Raw genomic sequence first — 18,628 nt, 5'->3', positions numbered from 1 at the left:
AGCGGTCAGGCCCGGAGGAGGCAGCGGAGCGTGACCACGGAGGGCTCCGCTCGTGCCGGAAGGAATGCAGCATGAGTGCGTCGGTCGAGGCGGTGGCGATGGCACAGGTCGCGGCCCTGGCGGCGGATGAGAAACTGGCGTCGGACGTGGTGGTGCTCGATGTGTCCGAGCAGTTGGTGATCACCGATTGCTTCGTGATCGCGTCCGCGCCCAATGAGCGTCAAGTGAATGCCATTGTCGACAACGTCGAGGAGAAGCTCCGCGCGGCGGGGCACAAACCGGTCCGCCGCGAGGGTACTCGGGAAGGTCGCTGGGCGTTGCTGGACTACGTCGATGTGGTGGTGCACATTCAGCACAACGACGAGCGCAATTTCTATGCGCTGGAACGGCTGTGGAAGGACTGCCCTGTCGTACCGGTCGCCGGGATCACCGGTGCGGCTGCGCAACAGCACGCCGCAACCACGATGGAGGACGAGGCCTGATCGTGAGCAGATATGCCGGCGTGCGCACCCTGATCCTGTTGCGCCACGGGCAAACCGAATGGAACGCCGCCGACCGGATGCAGGGGCAGATAGACACCGATCTCACCGAGCTCGGTCGCAGACAGGCCAAAGAAGCGGCGCGTGAGCTGGTCTCGCGCAATGCCATCGCGATCCTCTCTTCGGATCTGCGCCGAGCCAGGGATACCGCCACGGCGCTGGCCGATCACACCGGGCTCACTGTCGTTCCTGATATCAGGCTGCGCGAGACCAGCCTCGGCGAGTGGGAGGGATTGACCCACTTGGAGGTGGATGCGGACTATCCGGGCGCACGGATGGCGTGGCGGCTTGATGCGAGCTATACCCCGCCGAACGGAGAGAGCAAACTCGAAGTCGGCGCGCGGGCGCTGCCGGTGGTACGTGAGTTGCTGGCCGAGCGGCAGGATTGGCCAGGCCGGACTATCATTTTGGTGGCGCACGGCGGGTTGATCGCGGCCCTTACGGCTGCGCTGCTCGATCTGCCGCCGCGGAACTGGCCCATTCTCGGAGGATTGGCCAATACCAGCTGGGTGCAGCTCAGCAGCCATGGCCCCAGCATCGAACAGCCCGGATGGCGTCTGGATGTGTGGAACGCGGCGGCGAAGGTGGCACCGGATGTCCTCTGAAGAGCGGATCGGATCGGCTGAGGCCGAGTCGTCCCATGCCGGGTCGGCGCAGGCGAACGATGAATCGGCGGTCGGGGCGACCGACCCCGAATCCGCTGTCGCCGCCGATTCCGCCGAATCGGGAGAAACCGGGCGCCCGGTACTGCTCGTGCTCGCCGATTCGCTCGCTTATTTCGGCCCCAAGGGCGGGTTGCCCGCGAATCATCCACAAATCTGGCCGAATCTTGTCGCGGCCGAACTGGATTGGGATGTCGAGCTGGTCGCGCGGATCGGCTGGACCTGTCGGGACGCGTACTGGGCATTGATCGGCGATCCCCGGGTCTGGGCCGCGGTACCGCGTGCCGGCGCGGTGGTTTTCGCCGTTGGTGGTATGGATACGCTGCCCTCGCCGCTGCCGACGGCGTTGCGTGAGCTGATCCGCTATGTGCGGCCGCCCGCCATGCGTCGCATCGTCCGCGCCGCGTACACCTGGTTGCAGCCGAGACTGTCGAAACTCGGCCGCCCCGTGGCTCTTCCGCCGAAAGTGAGCATCGAGTACCTGGAACAGGCACGTACCGCACTCGAGCAGTTGCGTCCTGATCTTCCTGTTGTCGCCGTGTTGCCCTCGGTACACAACTGCGACGCTTATGCCCGCGTGCACACCGGAAGGTCGCCCGCTGTCGAAGCGTTGCTGGCCTGGTCCGAGCGGACGTCGGTACCGCTGGTCGATCTGGGTTCCGCGGTGCGCGACAACGTTTTCTCCGGTGAGGCGAACCCGGACGGCATCCACTGGGGCTGGGCGGGGCATACGTCGGTGGCCAACGCGATGGTCAAGACCTTGCAGGAGGTTCAGTAGTCCGTGGCCGTCGTGGTCGTCACCGATTCATCAGCCAGTCTTCCTCCCGAAATCCTCGACGAACTGGGTATCGCCGTCGTTCCGCTACATATCTTGGTCGGCGATCAGGCGCTCCGGGAAGGTATCGATCCGGTGGCCATCGACTATGCCTCGGATACGGTCACCACCTCGGCTGCCTCACCCGGTGAATTACGCGCGGTGTACGAGCAGGCGTTGGAGCGCAGTGGCGGGGACGGTGTTGTCGCGGTGCACCTTTCCCGGCAGCTGTCCGGTACATGGGAGGCCGGTCGGCAGGCCGTGCGCGATATGGGCGCCGACGGCACGATCCGTCTGGTCGACTCGCTCGGGGCCGGTTTGGCGACCGGACTTCCGGTACTGGCCGCGGCGCGCCAGGCACGGAGGAATGCCCCCTTGGCAGCGGTCCACGACACCGCGGTCGCTACCGCCGCGCGTGCCCGCACGTTCATCCTGGTCAATCGGACCGAGCAGTTACGCCGCAGCGGCAGGCTGTCCTCGGCGGCGTCGTTCTTCGGATCCGAACTGGTTACCAAGCCATTACTCCAGATGGTCGAGGGGCGGCTCGAACTTCGTGAGAAGGTCCGTACCCGGTCCAAGGCCTACACGAAGTTGGTGGCGGCGGCGGTGGACGCGGCGGGTGCGGACGGTGCGGCGGTGGCCGTACAGCACCTGGGTGCCGCAGAGGCAGCGGATACCATCGCAGGCAGGCTGCGCGAACTCGTCCCCGGCATCGGTGAACTCTTGGTCGCCGAATTCGGTCCCGCGCTGGCGGTGCACCTCGGTCTCGGCTCGGTCGGTGTTCTCGTCGTCCCCGGTGGTTGCGGGTAACTCCATTGCTCGGACCACCGCCAGGGTGGTGCTCCCGCCCGATGCGGAGGCGGTGCTTCGGCAGGAGCGGCTGTGTGATCGCGATGAATCAGGATCCAGTTCGTCGCGGTAAGGCGTATGTGGCGCATCTCTTGGGTGTGGAACCCGGCGGACCACACCGTGGTCCTGGTGTCGGAGGCCGCGCCGTACACAGCACGGTGGTTATCAACAGGTTTATCGAATCAGCTGGTCGGCACGGATCACGCATGGTGTGGCGGAACTACTGTCGCCGCCATGTCACGACAGGACGAACGTGAGCGGGTGCGCCGACGGTTGGACGAACTGTCCGGCCGGGTCGGTGCGAGCCGAATGGGTGGTGCGCGAACCGCTCTCGTCGATCCGGGACAGGCACGAGTTCCGTTCGCTCGCACGATGTGGCCGTCACGTGAGCCGGCACGTAATTCCGAGTGGACCGATCAGGCGGCCGGTTCCGAGCCGATCGTTTCGGATGATTCGGCAGTACTGAGCGGGGTAGCGGCGAGTAGAGCCGCGGCGAGCGAGGCAGCTACGCGCGAAGCGGTGGTGCGTGAGCACGTATCGGCTCCGGCCGAGCCATCGCCGCCACGGGGTGGTGACGAGCGGAACTCCTGGTCGGCGAGCGGTGAAGCAGGCGGGATGGACTCCGTCCACAGCGCTGCTGGGTATCGATCGGAGCAGGCGCAGTGGGCGTCCGCCGGCCAGGGGCATGTGTCCCGGACCGGAGCACGGCATCGCCGGGCTCCAGCCGGGCGGTGGGATCTCGAACAGTTGCCTGCTGATCAGGACCAGGACTGGGGTTCGACACGGGAGGAGGACGATGCTGTCGGTCGCGTGCGATCGCCTGGTTGGCTGGACGACCCTGTCGCCGAAACACATTGGCGGGATCGTCTTATCCCGGAACGTTTCCGGGGTATGCGGCTCGATCCGGGCAGCCGAGGGGTGCGCGTGCTGGCATTGGTCGGGCTCGCCGCGATGGTGATCGCCGGAGTCGTGGTGTTCCTGGAACGGCCGATCACCCAACCGGTGCCACCGGTGCCCGCGATCATGCCTGCTGTCGCCACGGATCTGCCGGATGCCGCGTGGCCGGAGCACGCGGTCGCAGGCCCAGGCACGGCGTCTGTGTCTACCGCACCGTCTGGAGCGGCCATCGCGGGGCAGCAGGCCGCGGATCTGGTGGTCAGTGTGGTCGGCTTGGTGCATCGTGCCGGCCTGATCCGGCTCCATCCCGGCGCACGCGTCGCTGACGCGCTCGCCGCGGCGGGTGGCACGCGTGAGGGTGCCGACACCAGCGGGCTGAATCTGGCCCAACGATTGGCGGACGGAGATCAGATCATGGTCGGTCCGGCCGGAGCCGATACCGGTCTGCCGCAGACAGGGAGCACGACCATCAGCTCGGGCGGCCTGCCGTTGTCAGCTGCCGAACCAGGGCGGCTGCCGACACCAGCGGGCAAGGTCGACCTCAACGCGGCCTCCGAGGCCGAACTCGATGCCCTCCCCGGGGTCGGCCCGGTCACCTCGGGTGCCATCATCGCCTGGCGCACAGCCCATGGGCGCTTCACCTCTGTAGAGCAGCTCGGTGAGGTCGATGGCATCGGCCCGGTCCGCTTGGCTCGGTTGCGTGATCTGGTCACGGTATGAACGCCGATCGGCCGAGGGGGAGGGTTCATGAGGGTCGGGTCCCTGGTGGGCAATCGGCCGGGACCGGCGTGCGTATCCGTTCCGAATCCGATCCGGATGCGGGTGGTGGGCCCGCGGTCGGTTCCGGTGTCGCCCAGGTGCTCGATGCGCGATTGTTGCCCGCCGCATTGTGCTGCTGGGGTGCGACAGTGGTGGTGTTGACGGCGGGTAGGCAGGCCGGGGTGGCACTGGCCGCGGTATCGGCGACGCTGGCTATCGGGTTGTGGGTGTTACTGCGCCTGCCTACCGTACGGCGCGACCGACGCCGCCGAGCGGTGGTGCTGGTCGTGCTCGCGGCCGTGTTGCTCGGTGCCGGTTTCGCCGGTGCGGTCGCGTGGCGGGAACATCGGGTCGCCACGCATCCACTGCGCGCCCTCTCCGGGCTGTCGCTGCGTGTGGTCGTCACACCGACGGGAGATCCGACACCGCTGCGTACCGCGATATCGGGTAACGGCAACCAGTGGATGGTCCGGGCTGACCTGAGGCAGTACCGGCGTGCGGACAAGACGGTACGTGTCGGGGGTGGGGTGGTGGTGCTGGCCACCGGTCCGGAGTGGGCCGAACTTTCGCCGGGCAGGCCGGTGGAGTTCTTGGCTCGGGTGGATCAGCCGCGACGAGCCGATCTCACCGTTGTGACGCTCCGAGCACAGGGATCACCTGTAATCGCCGGGCCGTTGCCGTGGTGGCAGCACATCGCGAATTCGATACGCACGGATTTCGCGGCATCGGCGGCGCGGGCTCTCCCGGCTGACGCCGCCGGATTGCTGCCCGCGCTGGTGGTCGGCGATGTTTCGAAGCTGCCCGATCAGGTGCGTGCCGATTTCGAGATCGCGGGACTACAGCACGTATGCGTGGTCAGTGGTGCGAATTTCACCATACTGCTGTCGATTGTCCTGTTCATCGCGCGTCTGCTCACCTTGGGACCACGTGTGGCGGTGGTTGTTGCCGCGGTGGCGCTATTGATGTTCGTGGTCGTCGCACGACCCGATCCGAGCGTGTTACGTGCCGGTGCGATGGGCGCGATCACGCTCCTCGCCGTCCTCACCGGTCGTCGTAAACAAGCATTGCCCGCGTTGTGCGCGGCGATCATCGTGCTGTTGGCTTTTTGGCCGGGACTGGCTGTCAGTGCCGGTTTCGCCCTATCGGTGGTCGCGACCGGCGGGTTGATCTTGTTGGCGCCTAGCTGGGCGGACTGGTTGCTGGCCAGAGGGTGGTGGCGCGTGCCTGCCGAGATCGTCGCGGTGTCCGCAGGGGCGTTCCTGGTGACCACGCCGATCATGATCGCGCTTACCGGTGAGCTCAGTTTGGTTGCCGTGTTCGCGAATATCCTCGTGGCGCCGGTTATTGCGCCGATCACGGTGATCGGCGCCTGTGGCGCGGTGTTGTCGTGCCTGTGGTCTACACCGGCCGAGCTCGTCCTTTGCTGTACCGCGCCGCCCCTGTGGTGGTTATTGACGGTCGCGGGACAGGCCGCGGCATTGCCCGGCGCGGTTATCGCGGTGCCAGGTGGTCTCGGCGCCGGGCTGCTGGCAGGTGTTGTCGTTGTGCTCGTCATCGCGGTGCTGCGTTCGCGTGCCATACGGCGGGTCATCGCGGTTGTACTCCTCGGTGTCGCAGCGGTTGTCCTTCCGGTGCGGTTCTGGCAGCCTGGCTGGCCGCCGAACGGCTGGGTGCTCGCCGCCTGCGATATCGGCCAAGGGGATGGCCTTGCCCTCGCGACCGGTCCGGGTACCGCTGTGGTCATCGACGTCGGGCCCGATCCGCGGACGATCCGGAGGTGCCTGGATGGTTTGCGTATTTCGCGCATTCCGCTGCTGATCCTCACCCATCCGCACGCCGACCACATCGGTGGGCTCGCGGGCGCATTGCACGACCGCACGGTCGATGCGCTGGCTGTCGGTGTCCATGAACTCGGCGTGCTCTCACAGACTGCGGCGCTGGAACCCGCTCGATCGACCCGGGCAACTGGTTCCGAATGCCCGACCCGCGGGGACGACCCAGCTTCTTCATCGAGAATGCCTTGTGGTCCGGTGGATTTCGGTACCGAGCGAGCGATGTCGAGAGCGGGTGCCGACCGTCCGCGGATATCGGATACCGGGCTGGCGCAGGTTGTGACCGTAGCCAGGAGCGCAGGCGTGCCGTTGCTGGAGCTGGCGGCCGGACAGGTATTGGATTTCGGCTCGGTCGAACTCGAGGTGCTGGCTCCGAGCCGCAGCGGGCCCCGTCCGGTTCGTGGCGCGGAAACCGATGGCGCGAACGATCGTTCAGTAGTTGTCGCCGCCGACACCCCCGCCGGTCGTATTCTGCTCACCGGAGATATCGAAGCGGCCGCGCAACGCGCGTTGCTGCGTGCCGGCGCCCCTGTCCGAGCAGATATCCTCAAGCTTCCACATCACGGATCACGCACTACCGCAAGGGAATTCCTCACAGCGGTGCATCCTCGTCTGGTGTTGGTCAGTGTCGGCGCAGGCAATTCGTTCGGGCATCCACACCCTGATGTCCTCGCAGATTTGTCCGCGCTCGGTGCGACAGTGGCGCGAACCGACCGGCACGGCGATATCGTCCTGCTCGGTAACGGCGGACAGCTGCGTATGACCAGTTCACGTCGAGCGGTGTACTTCGGAGCAACCAGAGACCGGCATCGCCTGGCGGGCAAGGGGGTGATGCCGGATCGTAGGATCGGGCTGTGAGCGAGCGTGGTGAGCGGACCAATTCGGCAGAGCTCGAGGATCGTCCGGCCGAGGGGCGGTGGTGTGGTGAGTGAGCATCCCGCCCCGGTACACCTCGTGCTCGGCGAAGAAGAACTGCTGGTCGAGCGAGCAGTGGCAGCGTTGACCGGACAGGTACGCGCGATGGCCCCTGATCCGGACGCGGTACCGGTGGATCGGCTGCGCGCGGGAGAAGCGGGCACAGCGGAGCTGGCGGAATTGCTGAGCCCCTCCCTGTTCGCCGAGGATCGAATAATCGTCCTCGAGGCGGCCGCAGAGGCGGGTAAAGACGCAGTGGCGGTGATCACCGAGGCGGCACAGAACCCGTCCGACGGCGTGGTGCTGGTGGTCTTGCATTCCGGTGGTGGGCGAGCCAAAGCACTCGTGCCCGCCCTGCAGAAGGCAGGTGCGGTCACGCATGACTGCGCCAAGCTGACCAAGGCCACGGAACGCGCCGAATTCGTGCGCGGTGAGTTTCGCAACGCAGGGGTGCGGGCGTCCGGTGACGTCGTACAGGCAGTGTTGGAGGCGGTGGGCTCGGAACTGCGGGAACTCGCCGCGGCCTGCGGTCAGCTCGCCGCGGACACCGGTGGAAAAGTCGATACCGCGGCGGTGCGTCGCTACTACTCGGGTAAGGCAGAGGTCTCCGGGTTCGACGTGGCCGAGCGCGCGGTCACCGGGGATCGCCCCGGTGCGATGGAAGCGCTGCGCTGGGCGAGCGATCGTGGCGTACCGCATGTCGTGCTCGCCGACGCGCTCGCCGATTCGGTGCACACCATCGCACGTGTCGGTTCGGCTGGGCGAGGTGATCCGTTCAAGCTGGCCCAGCAGCTCGGCATGCCGCCGTGGAAGGTGAAGAAGGCGCAGGCCCAGGCGCGTGGCTGGACCGTGGAGCGTATCGGCTCGGCGCTCCACGTGGTCGCGACTCTCAACGCCGAGGTGAAAGGTGGTGCCGCCGATTCGGGCTACGCCCTCGAACACGCCCTCGTCCGGATTCTGGATCTGCACGGCACAGGGTAGGAACTGTGGAGTGTCGCGCCATACGCGGATATCGGCACCGCATCGGCTGGATGACGAGTGCGCAGGTCCGCGCCGGATGCCCCGGTGACTCGCTGAGCAGCGCGTCGAGCACCGATGGTCGGCGCGCCGCAATATCAGGCCATTGACGAGCACTTTCCGGCGGCGCAGGGTCCTTTTCGCCGAGCCATGCGCCGTACCGGGTTATTCCGCCGAGTTGAGTACCAGCTCGACCTCGCCGTCCGCTTCCTCGTAGCGGCTCTCCCACTCCTCGAAAGCGGGTACATCCTCATCTCGCGTGACAATCCACTCCAACGAGTAACCGCCCTCGTCGTCGGGAACCAGCACATTCTCGATCCTCAACCCGAATCCGAGCACCTCGGCCGCCCGGATCACATCGGGCAGATCCTCGGCACGGACGACCGTCTGATTGGCATACACGGTTACCATGTGCGGAATGGTAGCTGGAACCTCGGATACGTGCGGGGTGATCCAGAAACCTCTGGATCGCGCCCTTCCGGCGGAATGCCGGCGAAATGCCAGTGCAACGACAAAAGCCACCGTGGTCGTCGAGGCCACGGTGGCTGCGTCAGAGCTTGCGGGCGGTATCCAGGCGATACCGGAGAGAGTCAGAGCTTGTTGAAGGCCAGCGCCAGCGCCGACTTCTTGTTGGCGGCCTGATTGGCGTGGATGACACCCTTCGAAGCGGCCTTGTCCAGCTTGCGGCTGGCGAACTGCAGACGCTCGGCGGCCTTGTCCTTGTCACCGGCGGCCGCAGCTTCACGGAAACTACGGATGGCAGTGCGCAGCGCGGACTTGACCGACTGATTGCGCTTGCGCGCTTTCTCGTTGGTGCGGATCCGCTTCATCTGAGACTTGATGTTGGCCACGCCTGATTCCTCGTGTTCCTGTCTGGTGGTCTGTCCTGGAAGTTCGGGAGCGCGCGGCACACCCGTAATGCCGGGCAACGCAGCGCCGAAGATCGAGGCTACCAGTCGTACTCCAGCTCACGAAATCGGCACCGTTTCGGCGGGGTGGCGCCACGGTCTCGGAGTCGGCCCAGAAGCCATTGTAGAGAGCATCGGACTCGCGTAGCGTCCTGAAGAATAACCGTTGTTTTCGAGCGGCTCTGTTGTCGAAGCGGTACCACGACTCGTCATGACATGTCTGGAACGTGGAAGGTGGACAGATGTCTCCAACGGCCCAGGAAGTAGTCGAAGAGGCTGTCGAGAACAAACCGATTCCCGAGAGCAAGAAATGGGGTGCCGAGGCGCTGGGCACCTTCGTCCTGGTCATGTCCGGGGTGGGTACCGCGGTGCTGGCGGGTGAGCGGGTCGGTGTACTCGGCGTCGCGGTGGCTTTCGGACTGGCACTGATGTTTCTCGTTTACTCGATCGGGCCGATTTCGGGTTGCCACGTCAATCCGGCGGTCACAGTGGGGCATCTACTGCTCGGGCGGATCGGTGGGGTGGCCGCGGCCGGGTATGTGATCGCGCAGCTGATCGGCGGGTTCCTGGCAGGCCTTGTTTTGTTCGCACTGGCCAAGAACCTGCCGTCCTACGATCGTTCGATCGACGGGCTCGGTGCGAACGGGTGGGGTGAGCACAGCCCGGCGGCGGCACGGGGTCCGCTCGCCGAGGTGGTCGTGGAGAACGGATACGGGCTGGCCGCGATGATCATCGTCGAGGTGATGCTGACGGCGCTACTGGTTTTCGTGGTGCTTTCCTCAACCGATCAGCTCTCCGATGTGCCGTTGGCAGGCCTGTCCATCGGTGTGACGTTGACCGTCATCCACCTGGTGTCGATCCCGGTGGACAACACCTCGGTCAACCCGGCCCGCAGTCTCGCCGTGGCGCCCTACCAGCCCGGTGCGATGGGCCAGGTCTGGGCATTCGTGGTGTTCCCACTGATCGGTGGCACTTTGGGCGCGCTGCTGTACAGCCTGCTCTACGGGCGTTCCCGCGACATGATCTCTTGAGCTGTGTCTGATTGGCAGCGCCTGCGGCGCTGCGTGTTCACGGCCCCTTCAAGGCTTGTGTCCGAGTGGGCGAGACTCGCGACTGCGTCGCATGCGCTTCGCCCACTCGGACACAAGCCGGGCCGTGAACGGTGCTCGTAAGACTCGCACCCGATGGGGCTGGGTGGTTTGATCCGTCACTCGTCTACTTGATGGAGTTGGTGTAGACGTTCGGCTCGTGTCCGATGGGGCTGGGTGGTTTGATCCGTCACGCGTCTACTTGATGGAGTCGGTGTAGACGTTCGGCTCGCACCCGACGGGGTCGGGTGGTCTGGTCTGTCAGCGACGGCCCGTTGCCTGTGTACTTTCGGAGCGTTGCTACGAGTCGCCTTCCGTATGAGTCCTTCGGCTGGCCGTCCGCCTCGCGGTGGCGCTCAGTACCAGGAGTATTCCGTACAGAGCCGATGGGCTATCGAGTCGAATGTCTTGCGTGCCAGGATCGCGCCTTCGCGGCGGATGCCCTCTTCCGGGACGTCGAGCACCCGGTCGAGTCGAACCCAGCTCGGTCGTCCCTCGTGGTCCCAGGACCCGCTGCCGATGCCGATCCAATTGTGGTCGTGCGCGCGGGCCGGATTGGACGACAGCATCAGACCGAGCAGCGTATGACGATCCCGCCCGACCACGAGCACCGGGCGGTCCTTGCCGTTGCCGGGATCCTCCTCGAACGGCACCCAAGTCCAGACGATCTCGCCGGGATCGGCGCGGCCGTCCAGGTGTGGTGCGTACACGACCTGCCGGGCCCGCTCGGCTGTCGGGACCGGCCTCGACGCGGCGGGGCGTACCGCGATGCCATTGGATGCGCGGCGCTGCGCCAGAGTGCTCACCAGCCGCTCGACCAGCCGCGGCCCTTGCTGCTTGACGATCTTCGGCCCCTGCTCCTTCGCGATGAGACCGATCTGCTTGCCGAGTGAGTTCCAACTTCGGGCCATCTCTGGAGGATAATGGGGTACCCGCCGCTTCTCATCCGCTCCGGAGTCATCGCGTAGCCGGTGCCACCGCGATTCGGCCGGTACCCGCTCTCCCACCTGGACCGGCAGTCCATCGGAGTGCCCCGGTTCGTTCGGATACCGATCTCGGTCAGCGGTCGAGTTCGTGCCAGGGAGGCAGCGGTGGGGTGTCCGGTGTACAGGGGTTCATCCGGTTGGTAGGTGCTCCCGGCGACCTGGTTTCGCCGAGGGGGCAACTGGTCGGAGTACCCGGGCGAGTCATGTTCGTGGTGTGTTCCGTTTCGGAGCAGCCGAAGAGTAGGGGCGTCGCACCGGGATTGTCGGTGCTTCCTGCAGGTACGTGATTGCCGCGAAGAGCATAGAAGCCGTCGGCTGGCGGTGCTTGCCTGCGGAGATGGTGTGAGTCTGCCCCGCAGTTGATGCGGGGAGGCGACTGTCGGTGAAACAGGAAACCCCGGGTGTGAACCCAGGAATCTCCCGAGTTCAGGCGGGAGAAGAAGTCGATTTCTGGAAGAAAGCGGTAGAAGGAGCGCTCAGGGCCTGGTCGGGTACAAGTGCCGCTCGATGCCGGAGACCTCGATCGGCTCAGCAGCCCTCGGCCTCTCAGTAGCCCCCAGCCCCGTCGGGTGCGAGTCTTACGAGCACCGTTCACGGCCCGGCTTGTGTCCGAGTGGGCGAAGCGCATGCGACGCAGTCGCGAGTCTCGCCCACTCGGACACAAGCCCTGAAGGGGCCGTGAACACGCAGCGCCGCAGGCGCTGCCAATCAGGCACTGCCATCCAACACACAAGCACGGTACTGGTCATGGGACGATGGATGGCAGTTCGCCGATAACCATGAGGAGTGGAGTGCCCGCCAGCTTCGCAGACACGACGTTCACCGATCCCGCTCGGATCCGGAACTTCTGCATCATCGCGCACATCGACCACGGTAAGTCGACGCTGGCCGACCGGATGCTGCAACTGACCGGTGTTGTCGAGGAGCGGCAGATGCGCGCTCAGTATCTGGACCGAATGGATATCGAGCGGGAACGCGGTATCACGATCAAGGCCCAGAATGTGCGACTGCCCTGGAAACCCCGATCGGGGGAGAACACGGGCACCGATTTCGTCCTGCATCTCATCGATACGCCCGGTCACGTGGACTTCACCTACGAAGTCTCGCGCGCGCTGGAGGCGTGTGAGGGCGCGATTCTGCTGGTGGACGCCGCGCAGGGCATCGAGGCGCAGACGCTGGCCAACCTGTACTTGGCGCTGGACAAGGATCTGACCATCATCCCGGTGCTGAACAAGATCGATCTGCCCGCCGCGGATCCGGAGCGTTATGCCGCTGAACTGGCGCATATCGTCGGTTGCGAGCCTTCGGAGGTGCTGCGTGTCTCCGGTAAGACCGGCGAGGGAGTGGCCGATCTGCTCGACCGAGTGATCGACCAGGTGCCGCCGCCGGTCGGCGTCGCCGACGCGCCCGCCCGTGCGATGATCTTCGACTCGGTCTACGACACCTATCGCGGTGTGGTCACTTATGTCCGTGTGGTGGACGGCACACTGACTCCGCGCGAGAAGATCAAGATGATGTCCACCGGCGCGACCCATGAGTTGCTGGAGATCGGCATCGTCTCGCCTGAGCCCAAACCGACCCAGGGCTTGGGGGTCGGCGAGGTCGGCTATCTCATCACCGGTGTGAAGGACGTGCGTCAGTCCAAGGTCGGCGACACCGTGACCAGTGCGCGTGGTGGCGCGGCCGAGCCGCTCACCGGGTACCGCGAACCGCGTCCGATGGTCTACTCCGGCCTCTATCCCGTAGACGGTTCCGACTATCCGGATCTCCGGGATGCCTTGGAGAAGTTGCAGCTCAACGATGCCGCGTTGACCTACACACCGGAAACCTCCGTGGCACTCGGCTTCGGTTTCCGCTGCGGTTTCCTCGGCTTGTTGCATATGGAGATCACCCGAGAGCGACTCCAGCGTGAGTTCGGCCTCGATCTCATCTCTACCGCGCCGAATGTGGTGTACCGAGTGGAGATGGAAGACGGTGTCGAGCATGTTGTCACCAATCCCTCGTACTGGCCGGAGGGTAAGGTCCGCACGGTCTACGAGCCGGTTGTGAAGTGCACCATCATCTCGCCGAGTGAGTACATCGGTTCGATCATGGAGCTGTGCCAGGCCCGTCGCGGTGAACTCGGTGGGATGGACTACCTCTCGGAGTCCCGGGTCGAGCTGCGCTACACCCTGCCGATGGCAGAGATCATCTTCGATTTCTTCGACTCGCTGAAATCGCGTACCCGCGGTTACGCCAGTCTCGACTACGAGGAGTCGGGTGAGCAGGAGTCGCAGCTGGTGAAGGTGGATATCTTGCTGCAGGGCGAGGCAGTGGACGCGTTCAGTGCGATTGTGCACAAGGACGCGGCCCAGGCTTACGGCCACAAGATGACCACCAAGTTGCGCGAGCTGATTCCGCGCCAGCAATTCGAGGTGCCGATCCAGGCCGCGATAGGTTCCAAGATCATCGCGAGGGAGAACATCAGGGCCATTCGGAAAGATGTGCTCGCGAAGTGCTACGGCGGTGACATCAGCCGTAAGCGCAAACTGCTGGAGAAGCAGAAGGAAGGCAAGAAGCGGATGAAGACGATCGGCCGCGTGGATGTTCCGCAGGAAGCCTTCGTGGCCGCACTGTCCTCCGACGCGGCCGCGGACAAGCCGAAGGATAAGAAGTAGGGTCGCGGGCCTGCCGTGGAGGTGCGCGGCGGCTCGGTGCCTCCGCCGCGCTCTCGTCGAGTCCGGCAGTGCCGGAAAGTATTTCGGTGTGCCGGTGTTGTCTGTCCGGTGACAGCCTGGTATGCCGAGCCCGGCATGAACGTGATGGGAACGTGGGCATCTTCGTGCCGCTTCCGTCGAATGCGTAGGTCGTCCGATTCGTCGGCAGGAGGCCGGTTCTGCGGTGCTTCACCGGTAACTCTCAGTCAGTCTTTAGTTTTCGCTCATTCGACCCGATGCTTATCGACTTCAGCTGGGCTGTTTCCGATCGTTGCAGGCTGGAAGGCTCTTTCGGTCTGGAAAGCCGATAGGAATAGAGCTTTCCATCTCATAATTGGCATGAGAGAGTTGTGTTGCTCGGCGCAGCAGGATTCTCTACAGTCCAGAAGTATGTGAAAGCCGAGTTTTCCCGAGAAACCGCTGGGGGATCTGCACTCGATCGAACCGGCGTGGGATGCCGGACAACCCGAGAGTGGAGCTCTGATGACGCGTGATCTGCCCTTCGCCGACGACACCGAAGGGGACGAGCGCGCGGGTGACACCGCCTATCGTGTGGCCACCGGCGTCGCACGGGTCGCGCGGGCGGGCGCCTACGTCACCGGTGGCGCCCTGGTAGCGGCCAATGGTGGCGGTGTTCCCGCGCAACCCGGTGAATCCCGGCTCGATAGCTGGAACGCTGGATGGGCGTACAACCCCGATCCCGATCCCGATCAGCCGAGCCCGGTGGTCTCCTTCCCGGATCCGGTGGCCGAGCCGGCGCAGTTCTCTTCGGCTGCCGCTGATGTCCAGGCATCGCATTCGGACTCGGTGCCGGATATCGGCACCGAGTCCGCGGGGATGACACTGCCGACGCTCGATGGTGGGTACGGCGGAACCGATGCGGATTTGACACTGTATGGCTACTCGGCCGGTGGCGTACCCGGCGGTTCCGGAGTTGGGTTCGGGCTTCCTGGGGTAGGAGGGACTGTGCCGAGCGAACTTTCGATACCCGGTGCGGGCACCGAATCCGCAGGTGATCCGGAGGTGCCAGGGTTCGGCTTGCCCGGCCATGGACTCGGCCCGGAGGGGCACGGGTTCGGCCTGCCCGGTCCGTACGGATTCGTCGCCCCCGGTTCCACCGTCTTCGACCTGCCGGGAAGTAACGGGCTCGGTACGACGACGGCGTCGGCGGGGGATCTGTTCGATGGCGTCGGCGAGGGCGGCGAGCATCTCGGAGTGTTCGTCGGTACTCAGTGGTCGGTCGATTTCGGGATCGGCCTGGACGGGATCTATCTCGAGTCGGAGATGAAAGTCGAATTCGGGGTGGGCCGAGTCGGTGATCAACTCGACGAATACGCCCACTGGCTGGGTGACAACATCCGGATACCGTCCGGCACGGATCCTGTGATCGATGTAGCGCAGATGCCGGGGCAGAACAACCCTGGTTCGCCCGGTGAGTTGAGGGGACCGGCCGCGAGTACGTCGACTGCACCGTCTTCGTCGGTGCCGGGTGGTGTGCCGTCTTCGTCGGTGCCGGGTGGTACGGCGCCTTCGTCGGTGCCGGGTGGTACGGCGCCTTCTTCGGCGCCGATCGGCACTGCGCCTGCTGCCCCTGCCCCCACGGTTGCCGCGGCAGGTCCGGCGGTTGTCGCGGCTCCAGCTGTCGCGCCCCCGCCGGTGGTCGCGGCCACTCCGTTGCAGACCACTATCCAGCCCGATGCCGCCACGACGCCGATAGCCAATGTGCTCGCGGCTCCAGAAGGGCCGTCGGTGCTGACCGCACCAGCCGCAGCTGTTCCCGCATTGTTCGACGCGGCACGGCCGACGCCAGCGGTGAAGCCAACGCCGACCGACCCGCCGTCATCCCATTCGACCGGCTCATCTGTAACCACAACGGCAGCGGATCCGACGGTGACAGGTGGGGCAGTGATCCTGACACCGACGGCAACTATCCCGACGACAGTGACTGGTTCGACATCGGTGACGGATTCGCCCTCGACGTCGAGTTCGCCTTCGACGACCGGTTCCACGTCGGTGACCGGTTCGCCTTCGACGTCGGTGACCGGTTCGCCTTCGACCTCGGTGACCGGTTCGCCTTCGACGACCGGTTCGCCCTCGGCGACCACCGTGACCACGTCGACGCCAAGTGCTCCAGCCACGGCGACCACTTCGCCGGTTCCCGGTACAGGGGCCGGCGATGTCACCGCGACCCCTACGGTGTCACCCGGCGGCGCCACCGGTACTCCTACTCCGGATGTGACGAGTATCGACACCCCGAGCGTGACGGTCACGCAGCCCTCGCCCCCTGATGTGACGAGTATCGAGCCCCCGAGTGTGCCGAGCACCCAGGATCAGCCGTCGACGCGCATCTCGACATCCGATCTCGGCGACGATGCGTCTGCATCAGGCCCTGATACCGGCGTTCCGAGTGCGGGTGCGGGAGTTCCGCACACTCAGCAGACGGTATCCGATCTACCGTCCGCCGCCGTGCCTTCCGCGGCCCCGTCATCCGCACCGGTGTTCTCCGCACCGGACCAACCGGTTGCGCCGCCCTCCTACAGTGCGCCCGCCTCCGATCCGTACCCCACGCCCATGGTGGCCGATATCACTCCGTTCCCGACTCCGGCTCGGATGCCGACCGAGGCACAGGGGATCGATCACAGCCCACAAGGGATTTCGGCACCGCTTACCATGGGGCACTCGAGCGGGCTGCTGCCGGAACCGTTCATACCTGGAACTACTCCGCATACCTTTTCCGGTGCGTCGGACATATCGCTGATATAGCTGATATGGCAGGGCGGCAAGGGGGAGGCCGATCGCGGGGTGTCCGCGAGTACATCGATCGAGAGTAAAAGGAGGCGGGTTGTCTGCCGCTGCCGGGCTGAAGGCCGCGACTGTGAAGCATCCGGACACGATGGCCCCGCTCATCCACATACTCGACGAGTTGCGGGAAATAGCTCAATTCGTGGGGCGCGATGACCTCGGCAGCCGGTTGAGCATGGCTCGTGCCAGAGTCAGTGATCCCAGGCTGCGGCTTGTGGTTGTCGGTCAGCCGAAAAACGGCATGAGCACATTGGTCAACAGCCTGGTCCACGCCTCGGTCAGCGCGACGAACAGCGATGCGAGTGTTCCGGTGATCGTCGAATACGGCCCTGAGCCGACCGCGACACTGGTGTGCCGGACCGAGTACGGCCGTATCGAACGCCGACCGGTCGACCCGCTCGATGCCGGTCCGACTCTGGCCGCTCGAGGTGTGATCCGCGCCGAATTCACCCAGCCGAGCTCATTGCTCGCCAGCGGTGTCGTGGTCATGGACGCACCAGGCGCCCCGGGTGGCAACCGCACCATGTGGTCGATGGTGGCCGCGGCCGACGCCGTGCTCTATGTCGCCGATGCCGGCGCCGAATTGACCATGGAGCAGATCGCTGAATTGCAGCATATCCAGCGGATGTGTCCGACGGTGGTCTGTGTGCTGAACAAGATCGATCTTTTTCCGCATTGGTCGCATATACAGCAGCGCGATCGGGAACTACTCGACGCGGCGGGGCTCGGTTTCGCGGTGGCACCGGTGTCCGCACAGCTGTATCGGCAGGCCGGGATGCGGGGTGATGTCTATCAGGACGATATCGAATCCGGAGTGCCGCAACTGATCGATCACCTGCGTGATTATGTGATCGCCCGTGCCGACGCGGTGACGCTGGAGGCAGCGGTCGGGGATATCAATCTGGTCTGTGACCATCTCGCCTCGGCGCTGCGCTCCGAGGCCGAGGTCCTGCGTGATCCACGTCGCAGGACCGAGATCGTCGATCAGCTCGCCCGCGCCCGCGATGAGGCCGACCAGCTCCGGCAGCGTACCGCGAACTGGCAGGTCGCCCTGGCGGATGGCGGTACCGAGCAGATGGCGGATATCGAACATGATCTGCGCCATCGGTTACGTAGCCTGACTCGCGACGCCGAAGCCGAGATAGCCGAGACCGATCCGGCGCCCAAGTGGAAGGAGTTCGGCGCCGATCTGGATGCGCGGATCTGCGAGGCGGTCGAACAGAACTTCGAGATGGCGTACTACCGGTCGGTCGAGCTGTCCGAACAGGTGGCTGCGCTGTTCCCCGCCGATCAGCGGAGCCCACAGCTAGCCGAGCTGCGGCTGGCCAAACCTGGCGATGTGCTGGACGCTGTCGTGCCGCTGGAGCCGTTGGCCAGCGCGAAGTCCACGGCTCTCGCTCATTTCCTCAGTGCCTTGCGTGGATCTTATGGCGGCATCCTGATGGTCGGGCTCGTCACGAGCATGTTGCATATGTCGCTGGTGAACTGGTATTCGGTGACAGCGGGCGTACTGCTTGGCGCCAGTGCGCTCTGGGATGAGCGCAAGGCCTCGAAGAATCGCCGCCAAGCCGAGGCCAAGGTCGCGGTCACACGGCTCATGGATGATGTGCTCTTTCAGGTCAGCAGGGAATCGCGCACTCGGTTGCGCGCGGTGCAGCGGGCGCAGCGCGATCACTTCACCCAGGTCGCGAACGATATGCATCGCTCGCTCGATGCGATGCTGCGTACCGCGGAGGAGGCCGGTGTGGTGTACTCCGATGAACGGCGCAATCGCCGGATAGCCGATATCGAGCAACGCGCTGTCCGCCTGCGGTCGTTGCGTGAACGCGCCGCGACACTGATCTAGCCGCTTTCCGATTCGCCG

Annotated in this window: 14 protein-coding genes; 11 read left to right on the top strand and 3 right to left on the bottom strand. The window is 65.3% G+C overall.

Features of this window, described 5'->3' with window-relative positions:
- Window positions 1-71 precede the first annotated feature (71 nt).
- From rsfS to holA, 7 genes are all read left to right on the top strand, one after another.
- Entirely contained in the window at window positions 72-482 is a 411-nt protein-coding gene (gene rsfS / locus ACL02S_RS11060; protein ID WP_412802274.1) for a ribosome silencing factor, read from the top strand.
- Window positions 483-484: 2 nt separating this feature from the next.
- Window positions 485-1,144 (top strand): histidine phosphatase family protein, encoded by a 660-nt coding sequence (locus tag ACL02S_RS11055; RefSeq protein WP_412802273.1) that lies wholly within the window; start codon window positions 485-487, stop codon window positions 1,142-1,144.
- The gene (gene octT / locus ACL02S_RS11050; protein WP_412802272.1) at window positions 1,134-1,979 is read left to right on the top strand and encodes a diglucosylglycerate octanoyltransferase; all 846 of its coding nucleotides are present in this window, start codon (window positions 1,134-1,136) and stop codon (window positions 1,977-1,979) included. Before ACL02S_RS11055 ends, octT begins: the two co-directional genes overlap by 11 nt.
- 3 nt (window positions 1,980-1,982) lie before the next feature.
- Entirely contained in the window at window positions 1,983-2,825 is an 843-nt protein-coding gene (locus ACL02S_RS11045; RefSeq protein WP_412802271.1) for a DegV family protein, read from the top strand.
- A 786-nt stretch (window positions 2,826-3,611) separates the two neighbouring features.
- Window positions 3,612-4,481 (top strand): ComEA family DNA-binding protein, encoded by an 870-nt coding sequence (locus ACL02S_RS11040; RefSeq protein WP_412802471.1) that lies wholly within the window; start codon window positions 3,612-3,614, stop codon window positions 4,479-4,481.
- A 68-nt stretch (window positions 4,482-4,549) separates the two neighbouring features.
- Window positions 4,550-7,210: a ComEC/Rec2 family competence protein gene (locus ACL02S_RS11035; protein ID WP_412802270.1), complete on the top strand. Its 2,661-nt coding sequence runs from the start codon at window positions 4,550-4,552 to the stop codon at window positions 7,208-7,210.
- A 66-nt stretch (window positions 7,211-7,276) separates the two neighbouring features.
- Window positions 7,277-8,248 (top strand): DNA polymerase III subunit delta, encoded by a 972-nt coding sequence (gene holA, locus ACL02S_RS11030; RefSeq protein ID WP_412802269.1) that lies wholly within the window; start codon window positions 7,277-7,279, stop codon window positions 8,246-8,248.
- 201 nt (window positions 8,249-8,449) lie between these two features.
- Here the strand turns inward: holA and ACL02S_RS11025 are convergent, their stop codons facing one another.
- Together ACL02S_RS11025 and rpsT are read right to left on the bottom strand one after the other, a co-directional pair.
- Window positions 8,450-8,695 carry a hypothetical protein gene (locus tag ACL02S_RS11025; protein ID WP_412802268.1) on the bottom strand — a complete coding sequence of 82 codons (246 nt, stop codon included), beginning with the start codon at window positions 8,693-8,695 and terminating at the stop codon, window positions 8,450-8,452.
- A gap of 179 nt (window positions 8,696-8,874) precedes the next feature.
- Window positions 8,875-9,135, bottom strand: a complete 261-nt coding sequence (rpsT, locus tag ACL02S_RS11020; RefSeq protein ID WP_412802267.1) for a 30S ribosomal protein S20 — start codon at window positions 9,133-9,135, stop codon at window positions 8,875-8,877.
- A gap of 299 nt (window positions 9,136-9,434) precedes the next feature.
- Here rpsT and ACL02S_RS11015 point away from each other — a divergent pair, with 299 nt between their 5' ends.
- On the top strand, window positions 9,435-10,223 hold the full coding sequence (locus ACL02S_RS11015) for an aquaporin (RefSeq protein ID WP_412802266.1): 789 nt from the start codon (window positions 9,435-9,437) through the stop codon (window positions 10,221-10,223).
- Between the two features lie 413 nt (window positions 10,224-10,636).
- Here the strand turns inward: ACL02S_RS11015 and ACL02S_RS11010 are convergent, their stop codons facing one another.
- On the bottom strand, window positions 10,637-11,191 hold the full coding sequence (locus ACL02S_RS11010; RefSeq protein ID WP_412802265.1) for a type II toxin-antitoxin system PemK/MazF family toxin: 555 nt from the start codon (window positions 11,189-11,191) through the stop codon (window positions 10,637-10,639).
- 830 nt (window positions 11,192-12,021) lie between these two features.
- Between ACL02S_RS11010 and lepA the strand changes: the two genes are divergently transcribed.
- From lepA to ACL02S_RS10995, 3 genes are all read left to right on the top strand, one after another.
- On the top strand, window positions 12,022-13,923 hold the full coding sequence (lepA, locus tag ACL02S_RS11005) for a translation elongation factor 4 (protein WP_412802264.1): 1,902 nt from the start codon (window positions 12,022-12,024) through the stop codon (window positions 13,921-13,923).
- Window positions 13,924-14,445: 522 nt separating this feature from the next.
- Window positions 14,446-16,725: a hypothetical protein gene (locus ACL02S_RS11000; RefSeq protein WP_412802263.1), complete on the top strand. Its 2,280-nt coding sequence runs from the start codon at window positions 14,446-14,448 to the stop codon at window positions 16,723-16,725.
- A 79-nt stretch (window positions 16,726-16,804) separates the two neighbouring features.
- Window positions 16,805-18,610: a P-loop NTPase family protein gene (locus ACL02S_RS10995; RefSeq protein WP_412802262.1), complete on the top strand. Its 1,806-nt coding sequence runs from the start codon at window positions 16,805-16,807 to the stop codon at window positions 18,608-18,610.
- The last annotated feature ends 18 nt before the right edge of the window (window positions 18,611-18,628 follow it).

The organism is Nocardia spongicola, assembly GCF_047200775.1.
Classification (GTDB): Bacteria; Actinomycetota; Actinomycetes; order Mycobacteriales; family Mycobacteriaceae; genus Nocardia.
This window is presented reverse-complemented; position numbering and strand designations above follow the sequence as displayed.